Source organism: Sphingomonas sp. ABOLG, assembly GCF_003950435.1.
In the GTDB taxonomy this organism is placed as follows: Bacteria; Pseudomonadota; Alphaproteobacteria; order Sphingomonadales; family Sphingomonadaceae; genus Sphingomonas; species Sphingomonas panaciterrae.
Genome location: NZ_QQWW01000003.1, coordinates 169,476 through 183,695 on the forward strand (window position 1 = coordinate 169,476; position 14,220 = coordinate 183,695).

Below are 14,220 nucleotides of genomic sequence, written 5' to 3' on the forward strand. Positions count from 1 at the left end.
CCGATCCTTTGCCATCCCTTCCTCCAGGGCATGGCGGCCTTGCGTGCACCAGCGGATGGGTCAATGGAGGTGGCCTATCTCCACAAGAAGAGTTGTTCGTGACCAAGCACTTCCTTCTCGCGCTCATCGCCACGTCCGCCCTCTCTGCCGCCCCCCTCGCAGCTCAGGAAAAATCCGACGCCAAGCAGCCCCCCGCCCGCTCTTATGCCGAGACGGTGAAGGCGGAGGCGGAGGCCGGCTGGGCCAAGGCGCCGGTGGAGGAAACCGAGACCCGCACGCGCGACAGCGTCACGATCAACGGCAAGCGGTACAATTACATCGCCTCCGCCGGCACGCTGACCACCCGCGACAATGAGGGGAAGCCCACCGCCTCGATGTTCTACACCGCCTATACGCTGGACGGGACGAAGCCGGGCACGAAGCGGCCGATCACCTTCCTGTTCAACGGCGGCCCCGGCTCGCCCTCCTTCTGGCTGCGCATGGGATCGTTCGCCCCGATCCGCATCCGCACCACCAATCCCGAATTCGTCCGCCCGGCGCCCTATGACGTCGGCCCCAACCCGGATTCGCTGCTCGACAAGACCGACCTCGTCTTCCTCGACGCGATCGGCTCGGGTTATTCGCGGCCGCTGGGGGATGCGAAGCCCGGCGATTTCTATGGGGTCGATGAGGACGTCGACGTCTTCGCGCGCGCGATCATGCGCTACGTCACCAAATACGGCCGCTGGATGAGCCCCAAGTTCATCCTGGGCGAAAGCTACGGCACGCTGCGCGCCGGGGCGCTGGCGTATCAGCTGCAGGATCGCGGCATGGCGCTGAACGGCGTGATGCTGCTCAGCTCGATCATGAACTACGGCTATCGCCAGCCGGGGCTGGACCAAGTCTATATCAATTACCTGCCCAGCTACGCCGCCACCGCCTGGTATCACAATCGCGTGCAGAACCGCCCCGCCGACGTCGCCACGATCGTCGCCCAGGCGCGCGCCTTTGCGACCGGGCCGTACATGGCCGCGCTGGCGAAGGGGCAGCTGATCTCCCCGCAGGAGCGCGATCAGGTGGCCGAGCAGATGAGCCAGCTGACCGGCCTCAGCGCCGATTTCATCAAGCGCGCCAACCTGCGCGTCGACCTGCCGCGCTTCCAGAAGGAGCTGCTGCGCGGCTCCAACCGCACCGTCGGCCGCTTCGATTCGCGCTACATGGGGATTGACACCGATGCGGTGGGCGAACGTCCGGAAACCGATGCCTCGTCAGACGCGGTGTCGGGCGCCTACATCGCTTCGTTCCAGGACTATGTGCACTCGACGCTCGGCTACAAGACCGACCTGCCCTATCGCCTGTCGGCGCGCGATGGCGCCGGCTTCAAGTGGAACTGGGCGCACCGGGCACCGGGCGGCGGCTATGGCAGCCAGAACAATCCCAACACCGCGATCGATCTCGCCGCCGCGATGCGCACCAATCCCTATCTGAAAGTGCTGTCGCTGAACGGCTATTACGACATGGCGACGCCGTTCTTCGGCACCGAGAACGATCTCGGCCGGATGATGCTGGAACCCGCGCTTCAGGCCAACCTGAAGTACACTTACTATCCGGCGGGCCACATGACCTATCTGAACCCGGACGCGCTGCGCGACATGAAGCGTGATCTGGCGAGCTGGTATGACGAGGCGGTGAGCGACGCGCGCTCCTCCACCCCGCCGGTGCCAGTGTCGGGTCAGGCCGGCACGATGACCGGCAACACGCCGAACTGAGCCTGCCGGATACCCGCTCGCCACATGGTGAGCGGGTATCCCGGCGGCGTCAGGCGGCCAGTTTCAACGCACCGACATAGCGGTCGCGCAACTCACGCTTCAGCACCTTGCCGATCGGGCCGCGCGGCAATTCCTCGACGATGCTCACGTCGGCCACGCGCTGCATCTTGCCGACGCGCGCGTTGATCCACTCCTTGATCGCACCCGCGTCAGCACCCGGCGCCACCACGAAGGCGACCGGCGTCTCGCCCCAGGTCTCGCTCGGAACGCCGACCACGCTCGCCTCCTGCACCGCCGGATGGACCACGGCCACGGCCTCGATATCCGAGGGGTAGATGTTGAACCCGCCGGAAATGATCATGTCCTTCTTGCGGTCGACGATCGTCAGGAACCCGTCCTCGTCGATCCGCCCGATGTCGCCGGTGCGCTGCCATACGCTGCCGTCTGGCGCGATCCAGCGGCTGGCGGCGGTTTCCTCGGGCCGATTGTGATAGCCGATCATCATGCCGCCGGAGCGGGTGACGATCTCCCCCTGCTCGCCCGGCGCAACGTCGCGATCATCATCATCCAGCAGCCGCACCTCGCCGCCGCCCGGCGCGATCCGGCCGACGGTGTGCAGCTTGTCGGGATGCTCATGCGCGAACAGAACGAAGCTCGCGCCCCCTTCGGTCATGCCATAATATTCGACCAGCCCGCCGGGCCAGCGATCCAGCATCTCGCGCTTCATCGCCGGCGCGAAGGGCGCCGAGGTGCAATATTTGACGCGAAACGCGCTAAGGTCGGTACGGTCGAAATCGGGATGCGCCAGCAGCCGGGCGCACATCACCGGCACCAGCATGGCATGGGTCACGCGATGCCGCTCGGCCAGCGCCAGCCATCGGCCGGCATCGAACTTCGTCATCAGCACGATCGTCCCGCCCGCGCCGATCGTCTGCACCAGCGCCGACAGCGTGGTGTTGGAATAAAGCGGCGTCGCCAGCAGCGTCACGGCATCGGGGCCGTACCCCCGTGCGCCGCCACTCTCCAGCATCCGCGCGCGATAGCGGAACGGCTGGACGATTCCCTTGGGTGTGCCGGTGGTGCCGGAGGAATAGATGATCGTCATCGGCGCATCGCCATCCACCGCGACCGGCGCCTCATCGTCCGCATCGGCCGCGCCGTCCTGCGCCAGCCACCGGTCGAACGGCTCGCCCAGCATCACGACCTCGGCTGAAACCTTGAACGGCAGCGCCTCGTCGGTGAACAGCAGCGTCGCGCCGGAATCGCGGATCATCGCCTGCTTGGCGCCATCCTCCGCCGACACGGGAATGGCCGCCAATACCATGCCGGCCCGCGCCGCCCCGACCATCAGCGCCAGATAGGCTGGCCCGTTCGCCGCCAGCACCGCAATCGTGTCCCCGGCGCTGGCGCCTGATCGACGAAGCGCGGCCGCAATCCGGGCACCCAGCCGGTTCATCTCGCCATAGGTCACCCGTGCGTCGTCGCTGATCAGCAGCACGTGATCGCGCGCCTCCTCCGCGCGCCGCGCAATCACGTTCGATAGGGTGGACAGATGTTCGTCGCTCACCGCAGCTTCCTCTCGCCTTTTTCCATCCGGTAAAACCACAGGCGCATTTCGGCTTGCGGCTCCCCTTCGCCTGTTTTAACGACCATAAAGACAAATTGGCAAGGGAGCGGATGCGCATGGCACGCTGCCCGCCCGATGTTGGGAGAGAGACGATGAACCGCGACGATTTGATGTTCCGCGACAATCTGCTTGAGGGTCATCGTATCCTGGTCACCGGCGGCGGCACTGGCCTTGGCAAGGTAATGGCGGAGGCGTTCCTGATCCTCGGCGCCGACGTATTCATCTGCGGGCGTCGTGGCAGTGTGCTCGATCAGACGGCCGATGAATTGATGACCGCGCATGGCGGCAAGATGGTCGGCCTCGCCTGCGACATCCGCGACGAAGCCGCGATCGAGGATATGCTTGACCGTATCTGGAACAATGGCGGCGCGCTCACCGGCCTCGTCAACAATGCCGCGGGCAATTTCGTCAGCCGCACCGAAGATCTCTCGATGCGCGGCTTCGACGCCATTTCCTCCATCGTGTTCCGCGGGTCGTTCGCGATGACGCTGGCCTGCGGCAAACGCTGGATCGACCAGGGCGTCTCCGCCTCCGTGCTGTCGATCCTTGCCACCTGGGTGTGGAACGGCTCGGCCTTCACCGTGCCCAGCGCCATGTCAAAGGCGGGCGTCAACGTAATGTCGCAGAGTCTGGCGGTCGAATGGGCCGATCGCGGCATCCGGCTCAACTGCATCGCACCGGGCACCTTCCCGACCGAGGGCATGTCCGCCCGGCTGCGCCCGACCGATGGTGAACAGGCGTTCCGCGACACGACTGATTACCCGATGGGTCGCGTTGGGCGGATGCCGGAACTGGCCAATCTCGCCGCCTTCCTCATGTCGCCGCAGGCGGAATATGTCAGTGGTCAGACGATCGCGATCGACGGCGCGCGTTACCTCGCGACCGGCGGCAACTTTTCCTCGATGCGGTCGTGGAGCGACGAACAATGGGCCGCGGCGCGCGATTCGATCCGCGCCACCACCGCGAAGGACAAGGCCGCACGAACCGCCTGACCATCGCGGCCGAGCGCAATATTGCCGCGCCGCCGATTACTTTACGGCACGCGAAACTTTTACGCCAACGTTCAGGCTTTGCTTGAACAATCAGAAACCAGCACGTTAAATGGTGCACAAGCGGTCGGCGACAGCCGGACGCAGGACGGGAGTGGAAATCATGTTGCAGGGCATTCGGGTGGTCGAACTGGCCAGCTACGTGGCAGCGCCAGGCGCATGCGGGATCCTGGCCGACTGGGGTGCAGAGGTCATCAAGGTGGAGCCGCCCGCCGGCGACCCCTTCCGTCAGTTCTTCGGCTCGATTGGCCTTGAAAACACCGAAAATCGCGTGTTCGACAATGACAATCGCGGCAAGCGCTCGATCGCGCTCGACCTGACGAATGCGGAGGATGCCGAAGTGCTGCGCCGCCTCGTCGCGACCGCCGATGTCTTCGTCACCAACACCCGCCCCGCCAGCCTGGAACGGCTCGGCATCGGCTGGGAGCAGCTGAAGGCGATCAAGCCCGACCTGATCTTCGCCAATTTCACCGGCTATGGCAGCGAGGGTGCTGAGGCGGACAAACCCGGCTTCGACATCACCGCTTTCTGGGCGCGCTCCGGCCTCTGCTCGCTCACCACGGTGAAGAACGGCGATCCGGCGCAACTGCGCACTGGCATCGGCGATCACATGGCCGCAATGGGCCTCGTCGCCGGGATCATGGGGGCGCTGTTCCACCGCGCGCGCACAGGCGAGGGGCAGAAACTGGAAACCTCGCTGCTGCGCATGGGCATCTACGCCGCCTCCTGCGAACATGCGATCCAGCTTCAGATGAACAAGCTCGCCTCCACGAAGTCGCGGCCGGAGGCGGTCAATCCGCTCAACAATTTCTTCAAGACCGCGGACGGCCAGTGGTTTGTCATGGTGCCACGCCAGGGCTCGGGCGACTGGCCGCGCATCGCCCGCGCGATCGGCCGCCCGGAATTGCTGGAGGACACACGCTTCACCGGCGTGCGCGATCGCCGCAGCAACGGGCCCGCGCTGGTCGGCATTCTCGATGAGGCATTCGGCGCGATGACCTGGCCCGAGGTTCAGGTCGCGCTGGAGGCGGAGAAGGTGATCTTCGGGCCGGTGCAGAGCGTGGCGCAGGCCACCCGTGATCCGCAGGCGCTCGCCGCCGGCTGCTATGTCGACGTCGCCGGGCCGCAGGGCGAGATCCGCCTGCCCGCGACACCGATCGATTTCGAATCCCACCGCCCGTCCGCGCGGCTCGCGCCTGCGCTGGATGCCGATGGCAATGCAATCCGGGAAGAACTCGGTATCGAGACCGCCAAGACGGCGGCATAACGGTCGTAAAGGCCGAACAAGGGGACAGAATGGCGAAAGCGGTCGAAAGTAGTAGCTCGGGGGCACATAATGGGCGGAGCGAAGGACCGGCGCGGGAGGTGTTGCTACAGGCCGCCAGCGACCTGATGATCGAACTGGGCACGCCGGAAGTATCGCTCCACGCCATTGCACGGCGCGCCGGCGTCACCGCCCCGCTCGTCAAATATTATTTCGGCAGCAAGGAGGGGCTGCTGGTGGCGCTGGTCGAACGCGACACGTCGCGCTCGCTGGCGCAGCTCGACGGGCTGAACGCGATGGCGATCGATCCGCTGGCGAAGCTGAAGATCCATATCGCCGGCATCGTGCGCACCTACAGCCGCTATCCCTATCTCGTCGGGCTCCTGAACCACCTGCTGCGCGAATCCCGGACGGAGGGGTCGGACCAGATCAAGGCCAATTTCGTGATCCCGCTGATCGACGCGCAGCGGCGCATCATCGAGGAAGGCGTCGCCGCCGGCCAGTTCCGCCCGATCGACCCGGACAAGCTCTACTTCATCATCGTCGGCGCCTGCCAATATCTGTTCTCCTCGCGCGTCGCCTTTGCCGAGATCATGGACGGCAAGCTCAGCGACGAGGCGTTCGCGCATGATTTCCCGTCCGCGGTGCTCGACGTGATCCTGAACGGGCTTCGCGCCTGATCCCTGGGGGGTTGATAGCGGGGCGCAGGTCACGGCCAGCGCTCCGCGATTGACCCGTCGGCGCCACGCCGCTAGACGCCGCCCCGCGGCGACCACGTTCCCGCCCCGCCAAGGGTGTCAAGTCCGGGACGGCCCGGCAGTCCTGAATGGAGGCTGCTGTGGCGTGGATCTATCTTGTTGTTGCCGGTATTCTCGAAGTGGTCTGGAGCTTCTTCATGAAGCAGTCCGACGGCTTCACCAAATGGCAGCCGACGCTGATCACCTTCGCGACCATGTTCGTCAGCTTCGGCCTGTTGTCGCTGTCGATGCGCACCCTGCCGCTTGGCACCGCCTATTCGATCTGGACCGGGATCGGTGCGGTTGGCGCCTTTGTCGCTGGCGTGCTGCTGCTCGGCGAACAGGCCAGCCCGATACGCATCCTAGCCGCCGCGATGATCGTCGGCGGCCTTGTCCTGATGAAATTGTCCTCCCCCGCCTGACACCTGCCTGGCTGCCGCTTGATCGCGGCGGCGCGGGACTTCATCCTCTCACCCGTCGATCGCGAACGGTTGGAGGCCCCGATGAAGGTTCATCGCTACGCGCTGGATGTTGAATGGACCGGCAATCGCGGGGAAGGCACCCGGACGATCGCTGGCTACAGCCGCGATCATCGCATCACTGCGCCCGGCAAGCCGCCGATCCATGGCTCCTCCGACCCCGCCTTTCGCGGCGATCCGACACGCTGGAACCCGGAGGAGCTGCTGCTCGCCTCGATCTGCGCCTGTCACAAGCTCTGGTACCTTGGCCTGTGCGCGCACGCGGGGGTCACCGTGCTCTCCTACCGCGACCGGGCCGAAGGGATGATGGAAGAGGAGCCGGGCGGCGCCGGGCAGTTCACTGCGGTGACGCTATCCCCAACCGTGACGATCACCGCGAGTTCGGACCCGGCGCTGGCCGCCGCGCTGCACGAACGCGCCCATGCCATGTGCTTCATAGCCCGGTCTGTCGCTTTCCCGATCCACTACACGCCCGTCATCGAAGTGGCGCCCGCGACCTAGCCGCTGCCTGCGGGGCACCCCGATTGCTTTTTGCGGAACAAACCATGTATCTCTGCCGGTCCATCGATGGGCCTACGCCGAATGTCGCGATCAGAAGAGCTTAGCCGCGAGCAATTGCTCGACCGACAGACATTCCAGCTTCGGCTGCTGGATCAGTTGCACGACCTGAGCGATCCCCAGCAGATCGTGGCGACGGCCGTCGCCGCGCTGGGCCAGAAGCTGGGCGTGGGCCGCTGCGGCTATGCGACGGTGTGCGATGACGGCGCGACGCTTCAGATCGAGGCCGACTGGTCCCCCGCCCTCTCGGAACTCACGGGCCGGATACCGGGCGCGAAGCTGATCAGTGCGCCGTCACTGGCGCTGCTGCGCGCTGGCGAGACGCTGATCATCCCCGATGTCACCGCCGACCCGCAATCCGAGGGTGACATCCCCGGTGGCGCCCAGGCGATGATCGTCTTTCCGCTGCTCCGCTACGGCAGGCTCGACGCCTTGGTGTATGTGCAGGAGCCCGCGTCCCGCGCCTGGACCGCGCAGGAGGTGACGCTGGTTCAGGATGTCGCGCTGCGCGTGCGTGACGCCTTCGACCGCGCGCGTGCGGAGGGGCAGCTGCGCGCCAGCGAGCAACGCTATCGCGAATTGTTCAACGCGATCGACATCGGCTTTTGCGTCATCAAGGTGCGCTTCGATCCCGATGGCCGGGCCAGCGATTATTGCATTCTCGAGGTGAATGATGCTTTCGCCGCGCAGACCGGCATCGCCGATGCGCGTGGCCGCTGGATGCGCGACATCGCACCCGATCACGAACAGCATTGGTTCGACCTATACGGCCGGGTCGCCAAGACCGGCATTCCCGAGCAGGTGGAACTGCCCGCCACGACCCGCGACGGGCGCTGGCTGATGGTGAACGCCTATCCGCTGGACGCGCCCGAGGAGCATCATGTCGCGGTGCTCTTTTCCGACCTCACCCAGCGCAAGCGCACCGAACGCGCGCTGGAACGCAGCCGGGAGGAACTGGAGGCCGCCGCCGCCGCCGCTGATCTCGGCCGCTATGATTATCGGCCGCGCGAAGGACGCCTGACATGGGATGATCGCTGCCGTGCCTTGTTCGGCCTCTCGCCCGGCGTCCCGGTCAGCTACGACGGATCCTTCATGGCCGGCGTCCACCCGGATGATCTGGCAGGGGCGGTCGCCGCGGTGAACGCCGCGCTCGACCCCGCGGGACCGGGCCGGTTCGCGGCGGAATATCGCACGATCGGCATCGAGGATGGCGTGCTGCGCTACGTCAGCGCGCATGGCCTCGCCTTTTTCGAAAATGGCGTTGCCACCCGCCTCATCGGCACGGTGCAGGACGTGACCCGCGACCGCGAGGCGACCGCCGCGCTGCGCGAGGTGAGCGAACGCCTGCGCCTCGCCAGCCGGGCGACCAACGACGCGATCTGGGACTGGGATCTGCGAACCGATCACGTGACCTGGAACGAGGCGCTGTACGCGGTCTACGGCCACCCGCCGTCAGAAACGGAGGAGACCAGCCAGTGGTGGCTGGACCACATTCATCCCGACGACCGCGCCCGGGTCTATGCCAGCATCCATCTGGTGATCGACAGCCAGGGCACCGACTGGTCGGACGAATATCGCTTCCAGCGGCAGGATGGCCGCTACGCCGACGTGCTCGACCGCGGCTATCTGATCCGCGACAGCGATGGCGCGCCGATCCGCATGGTCGGCGCGCTCCTCGACGTGACGGCGCGCAAGGCGAACGAGCGCCTGCTGGAGCAGGAACACCAGCGGCTCGTGCACGAGATCGAGGAGACCACGGCGGAGCGTGACCGCGCCGAGGAGGCGCTGCGCCAGTCGCAGAAGATGGAGGCGGTCGGCCAACTCACCGGCGGCCTGGCGCATGATTTCAACAATCTGCTGACCGGCATTTCGGGCGCGCTGGAGATGATGCAGGTGCGCATCACGCAGGGCCGGGTTGCGGAGCTGGAGAAATATTCCGTCGCGGCGCAGGGTGCGGTTCGCCGCGCCGCGGCGCTCACCCACCGGCTGCTCGCCTTTTCGCGCCGGCAGACGCTCGATCCCCGCCCGACCGACGTCAACCGGCTGATCTTCGATGTCGAGGAACTGATCCGCCGCACGGTCGGCCCTCATGTCGAGGTGGAAACCGCCGGCAAGACCGGCCTGTGGACGACCCTGGTCGATCCGAACCAGCTCGAAAACGCGATCATCAACCTGTGCATCAATGCGCGGGACGCCATGCCCGACGGCGGGCGGATCACGATCGACACCGCCAATTGCCGCCTCGACGATCGTGACGCACGGGAGCGTGATCTCGCGCCGGGCGAATATGTGTCCATTTCGGTCACGGATACCGGCACCGGCATGCCGCCCGATGTGGTGTCACGCGCCTTCGACCCCTTCTTCACCACCAAGCCGATCGGCGAGGGAACGGGCCTTGGCCTGTCGATGATCTACGGTTTCGCGCGCCAGTCGGGCGGCCATGTCCGGATCGACACCGAACTGGGCGCGGGCACGACGATGTGCATCTACCTGCCGCGCCATATGGAGGCGCCGGACGTCGAGGCGGCGCAGGCCGGAACCGGATCGTCGATGCTGGAACAGGATGCGCAGGCGGATGCCGGCTGCATCCTCGTTGTCGATGACGAACCCACCGTGCGCATGCTGGTCGTCGAGGTGGCCGAGGATCTCGGCTATGACGTGCTGGAGGCGTTCGACGGCCAGAGCGCGATGCGCATCCTGCAGGCGTATCCGGGCATCGACCTGCTGATCACCGATGTCGGGCTGCCCGGCGGCATGAACGGGCGCCAGATCGCCGACGCGGCGCTCAGCCTGCGGCCGACGCTGAGGGTGTTGTTCATCACCGGCTATGCCGAAAATGCCGTGATCGGCAGCGATCAGCTCGCGCCCAACATGGCGCTCGTGACGAAGCCATTCGCGATGGATGCGCTCGCCGCCCGGATCCGCGAGATCATGGACTGATCACCCCGCCGACGCGCACGCGGGCAGCATCGCCGCGCGTCGGCCGGGATTGCCGTCAATCCTTCTTGGCGGTCAGATGCTTGCTGAGATGCTTGTTCATCTCGAACATGCTCGCCGATTTCTTGCCGAAGATCTTCTCCAGCTTGTCGTCGGCGTTAATCTGCCGCCGGTCCTTGGCGTCCTGCAGGTCGTTCTTCTTGATATAGTCCCAGACCTTGCTGACCACTTCGCTGCGGGGCAGGTCGTTCTTGCCGACGATCTCGGCCAGTTCGGCGGACGGGGTCACGGGCGCGGTGATGCCGCCGCGCGCGCCGCCGGCCGACTTCCCGGTCGACTTGACCTTCTTCTCGGCCGCCTTGGTTTCGTCCTTGCCGCGTTTTTCCGCCGTACGGGCCATGATATTCATCCTCCTCTGCCACCCACCGCGCACTGGGCGGCGGAGCCACCGTCCTTAAGCGCCATCGCCCTTCATGGTTCCCTGTGGCTGGCGAGCGGCAGCCCCGGCGTGGCTGGCGGGCGGCAGGATGATGCGCATCCTCGCTGCGGTCGCGGGAACGCCGCGCCGCGCCGCCCGTTCGGTGAACCTCACTACAGCGGATGCAACCACCCGACATGCGCCCCCGATCCGAAGCGGAGATTGCCGTAATGACTCCGCGCGCCGACGTGCCCGCCCCGACGCTCAGCATCGCGGAGGCGAGCGCGGCGGTGGCGGAGCTTCTGGCCGACGCGAACGTCATCGTCGCCGTCGCCGACGAGACCCGCGCGTTGGCATTGACGCGGATGGTCGCGGCACTCGTCCCCGATGCGGCGACCATGTTCTGCCCCGGCAGTGACGCGCTCCCCGGCGACAATGCCCCTGCCTCCCCCGCCAATGTCGGGCAGCGCGTGTCCGCGCTCCGTGCCATACGCCGCGCGCTGGAGGCGGAGGCGCCCGGCCGGATCGCGCTGATCACGTCGGGCGAGGCGCTCGCCCGCGCCTATCCGGCGCCTGCCGCCTTCGACGCCGAGCCCCCTTCCGTCGCCGTGGGTCAGCCATGCGATCTGGCGCAGTTGCACGACGACCTGCTGTCGCTCGGCTATGTCGCCGACGAACGCGTCGACGAGCCTGGCGAAGTCGCGCTGCGCGGCCAGGTGCTCGATGTCTTTCCCGCCGACAGCGACCTTCCGCTCAGGATCGAGGTCGCCGACGGCGTGATCGCCGGCATCCGCCGCTACGACCCGGCGGACCAGCGCAGCACCGACGAACTGGAACGCCACGAACTCGGCCGCGTGATGGAGCCGCCGCTCGACGGCGATCGCACGACGCTGCTCGATCACCTTCCCGGCGCGCTGGTCGTCGTCACCGCCGCGGCCGACGAGCGTCGCCGCCGCCTGCTGCTGCTCAGCGCCGACACCGCCAAGCGCGGCAGCCGCCGTGCTCCGGCCGACATGATCGTCGACGCCGCCTGGCAGAAGGCGCTGGCCGCCCGCGACACCGCATCGCTCGACCGCGCCGGAGAGCCCCCCGCCCGCTTCGTCGAACAGCGCGCGCCGCTCGCCGCTTTCGCCCGCGCCGCGCAGGCGGCCATCGCGGATGGCGAGCGCGTCGTCCTCATCGGTGGCGAGCGGGACGTTCGTTTCCTCACCCGCCGCATCGAACAGCGGCTGAAGCTGACGGCCGAGGCGGTGGCGGATTGGGCCGGTGTCGGTGCCGCCGCGCCGGGCACCCTGCTGACCCTCACCGGCCCCGCCGACCAGGGTTTCCGCCGCGACGGCGCGCTCGCCATCGCCGCCGCCGACCTGATCGGCAGCCGGGCGGAGCGCGAGGACGGCAGCGCGCACCGCGTCGACCTCTCGCTCGTCCACAGCGCCGAGATCCGCGTCGGCGACACCGTCATCCATGAGGATCACGGCATCGGCGTCGTCGACGGGATCGAGCCGCTGCCCGCCGGCGAAGGCGTCGGCGGCGACACGATCAAGCTCACCTACGCCAAGGACGCCGTCCGACTGGTGCCGATCGCGGAGGCTGACCGCCTGTGGCGCTACGGCGCGGAGAACGACGCCGTCACGCTCGACACGCTCGACGGAAAGAGCTGGCATGACCGCCGGGGAGAGATTGCCGCCGCCATCGCCGAAACCGCCCGCGGGCTGACCGAACTCGCGGAGGAGCGCGCCACCCGCACCGCCCCCGTGCTCGATCCCCCCGTCGCCGCCTATGAGCGGTTCGCCGCCGGCTTCGCCTTTTCGGAAACGCCGGATCAGCTCGCCGCGATCGAGGCGGTACGCAACGACCTTTCCTCCGGCCGCCCGATGGACCGGCTGGTCATCGGCGACGTCGGCTTCGGCAAGACGGAGGTCGCGCTGCGCGCAGCCGCGCTCGCCGCGCTCGCCGGCAAGCAGGTGGCGATCGCCGCCCCCACCACCGTTCTCGCGCGCCAGCACCTCGAAAGCTTCACCGCAAGGTTCGAGGGAACCGACGTGGTCGTCGCCGGCCTGTCGCGCCTCACCAGCGCAGCCGACAAGCGGCGCGTGAAGGCGGGGCTCGCCGACGGCAGCATCCATATCGTCATCGGCACCGGCGCGGTCGCGGGCAAGGGCGTCGCCTACAAGGATCTCGCGCTCGTCATTATCGACGAGGAACAGCGTTTCGGCACCGCCGACAAGAACAAGCTACAGGCATTATCCGCCGGGCATGTGCTGACGCTGTCCGCCACCCCCATCCCGCGCACGCTGCAGGCGGCGCTCGTCGGCCTGCGGCAATTGTCCGTCATTGCGACGCCCCCCGCGCGGCGCCAGCCGATCCGCACCGCCGTCTCCGCCTTCGCGCCCGAAACGCTGCGCGCCGCCCTGCTGCGTGAGCGCGCGCGCGGCGGCCAGAGCTTCGTCGTGGTCCCGCGCATCGCCGACATGGCCCCGCTCGCGGAGAAGCTCGCCACGCTCGTTCCCGAGCTCGAGATCCTGCACGCGCATGGCAAGATGCCGGCCGCCGATATCGACGACACGATGGTCCGCTTCGGCCATGGCGACGGCGACGTGCTGCTCGCCACCAACATCATCGAGGCAGGGCTGGACGTGCCGCGCGCCAACACCATGGCGATCATCCACGCCGACCGGTTCGGCCTGTCGCAGCTTCACCAGTTGCGCGGCCGCGTCGGGCGCGGGCATCGCCGCGGTCAGGTACTGCTGTTCACCGATGCCGATGACGCGATCGCCCCGCGCACGCTGAAGCGGCTGCGCACGCTGGAGGCGTTCGACCGGCTCGGCGCCGGCTTCGCGATCAGCGCGCGCGATCTCGACATGCGCGGCGCCGGCGACCTGCTCGGCGACACACAGGCCGGGCACATGCGGCTCATCGGTGTCGAACTCTATCAGCAGTTGCTCGAGGACGCGCTGCGCACCGCACGCGGCGAGACGGTGGAGCGCTGGACGCCGGACCTCCGCCTCGGCATCGACGGCCGCCTGCCTGCCGAGTGGATCCCCGACGAGGATCTGCGCATCTCGCTCTACGCGCGCCTCGGCCGGCTGCGCAGCGATGCCGATCTCGACGCCTTCGAGGCGGAGCTGGAGGATCGCTTCGGCGAATTGCCGGAGGAAGCTGCGCTGCTCCTGTCGATTGCGCGGGTGCGGGAGCGCGCTCGCGCACTGGGCATCGCCCGGATCGACGCTGGCCCAGCCGCCATCGCCCTCACCCCCCGACGCGACGCACCGCCCGCGCTGGGCGAGATCGACGGCCTTGTCGAAAAGGATGGCCGCCTCCTCCTCAAGGAGCCGCATGAGGATGCGGCCGAGCGGCTGGAGCGGCTGGCGGCCCTGCTCGCCTGACCGCTGGCGAGGCGGCC

10 protein-coding genes are annotated in these 14,220 nt (G+C 67.5%); 8 read left to right on the forward strand and 2 right to left on the reverse strand.

Annotation, left to right across the window (positions count from 1 at the left end):
• The first annotated feature begins 98 nt into the window (after nucleotides 1-98).
• A complete protein-coding gene (locus CA236_RS04595; RefSeq protein ID WP_046411934.1) occupies nucleotides 99-1,748 on the forward strand; it encodes a peptidase S10 in 1,650 nt (549 codons plus the stop codon).
• A 49-nt stretch (nucleotides 1,749-1,797) separates the two neighbouring features.
• Here CA236_RS04595 and CA236_RS04600 read toward each other — a convergent pair whose 3' ends face one another.
• On the reverse strand, nucleotides 1,798-3,315 hold the full coding sequence (locus CA236_RS04600) for a class I adenylate-forming enzyme family protein (RefSeq protein ID WP_241212516.1): 1,518 nt from the start codon (nucleotides 3,313-3,315) through the stop codon (nucleotides 1,798-1,800).
• A gap of 152 nt (nucleotides 3,316-3,467) precedes the next feature.
• Between CA236_RS04600 and CA236_RS04605 the strand changes: the two genes are divergently transcribed.
• The 6 genes from CA236_RS04605 (at nucleotide 3,468) to CA236_RS04630 (ending at nucleotide 10,402) form a co-directional block, all read left to right on the forward strand.
• Entirely contained in the window at nucleotides 3,468-4,367 is a 900-nt protein-coding gene (locus tag CA236_RS04605; RefSeq protein ID WP_125944724.1) for an SDR family oxidoreductase, read from the forward strand.
• A 160-nt stretch (nucleotides 4,368-4,527) separates the two neighbouring features.
• Nucleotides 4,528-5,691 (forward strand): CoA transferase, encoded by a 1,164-nt coding sequence (locus CA236_RS04610; RefSeq protein WP_046411936.1) that lies wholly within the window; start codon nucleotides 4,528-4,530, stop codon nucleotides 5,689-5,691.
• A 29-nt stretch (nucleotides 5,692-5,720) separates the two neighbouring features.
• Complete coding sequence (locus CA236_RS04615) at nucleotides 5,721-6,368, forward strand: TetR family transcriptional regulator (RefSeq protein ID WP_125944725.1); 648 nt, start codon at nucleotides 5,721-5,723, stop codon at nucleotides 6,366-6,368.
• Nucleotides 6,369-6,526: 158 nt separating this feature from the next.
• Nucleotides 6,527-6,847 (forward strand): SMR family transporter, encoded by a 321-nt coding sequence (locus CA236_RS04620; protein ID WP_125944726.1) that lies wholly within the window; start codon nucleotides 6,527-6,529, stop codon nucleotides 6,845-6,847.
• 81 nt (nucleotides 6,848-6,928) lie between these two features.
• Nucleotides 6,929-7,405, forward strand: coding sequence for an OsmC family protein (locus tag CA236_RS04625; RefSeq protein WP_125944869.1), 477 nt, complete (start codon nucleotides 6,929-6,931; stop codon nucleotides 7,403-7,405).
• 81 nt (nucleotides 7,406-7,486) lie between these two features.
• The gene (locus tag CA236_RS04630) at nucleotides 7,487-10,402 is read left to right on the forward strand and encodes a PAS domain-containing protein (RefSeq protein ID WP_125944727.1); all 2,916 of its coding nucleotides are present in this window, start codon (nucleotides 7,487-7,489) and stop codon (nucleotides 10,400-10,402) included.
• Between the two features lie 55 nt (nucleotides 10,403-10,457).
• Here the strand turns inward: CA236_RS04630 and CA236_RS04635 are convergent, their stop codons facing one another.
• On the reverse strand, nucleotides 10,458-10,799 hold the full coding sequence (locus CA236_RS04635; protein ID WP_125944728.1) for an SWIB/MDM2 domain-containing protein: 342 nt from the start codon (nucleotides 10,797-10,799) through the stop codon (nucleotides 10,458-10,460).
• Between the two features lie 248 nt (nucleotides 10,800-11,047).
• Between CA236_RS04635 and CA236_RS04640 the strand changes: the two genes are divergently transcribed.
• Nucleotides 11,048-14,203 (forward strand): TRCF domain-containing protein, encoded by a 3,156-nt coding sequence (locus CA236_RS04640; RefSeq protein WP_241212517.1) that lies wholly within the window; start codon nucleotides 11,048-11,050, stop codon nucleotides 14,201-14,203.
• Nucleotides 14,204-14,220 lie beyond the last annotated feature (17 nt).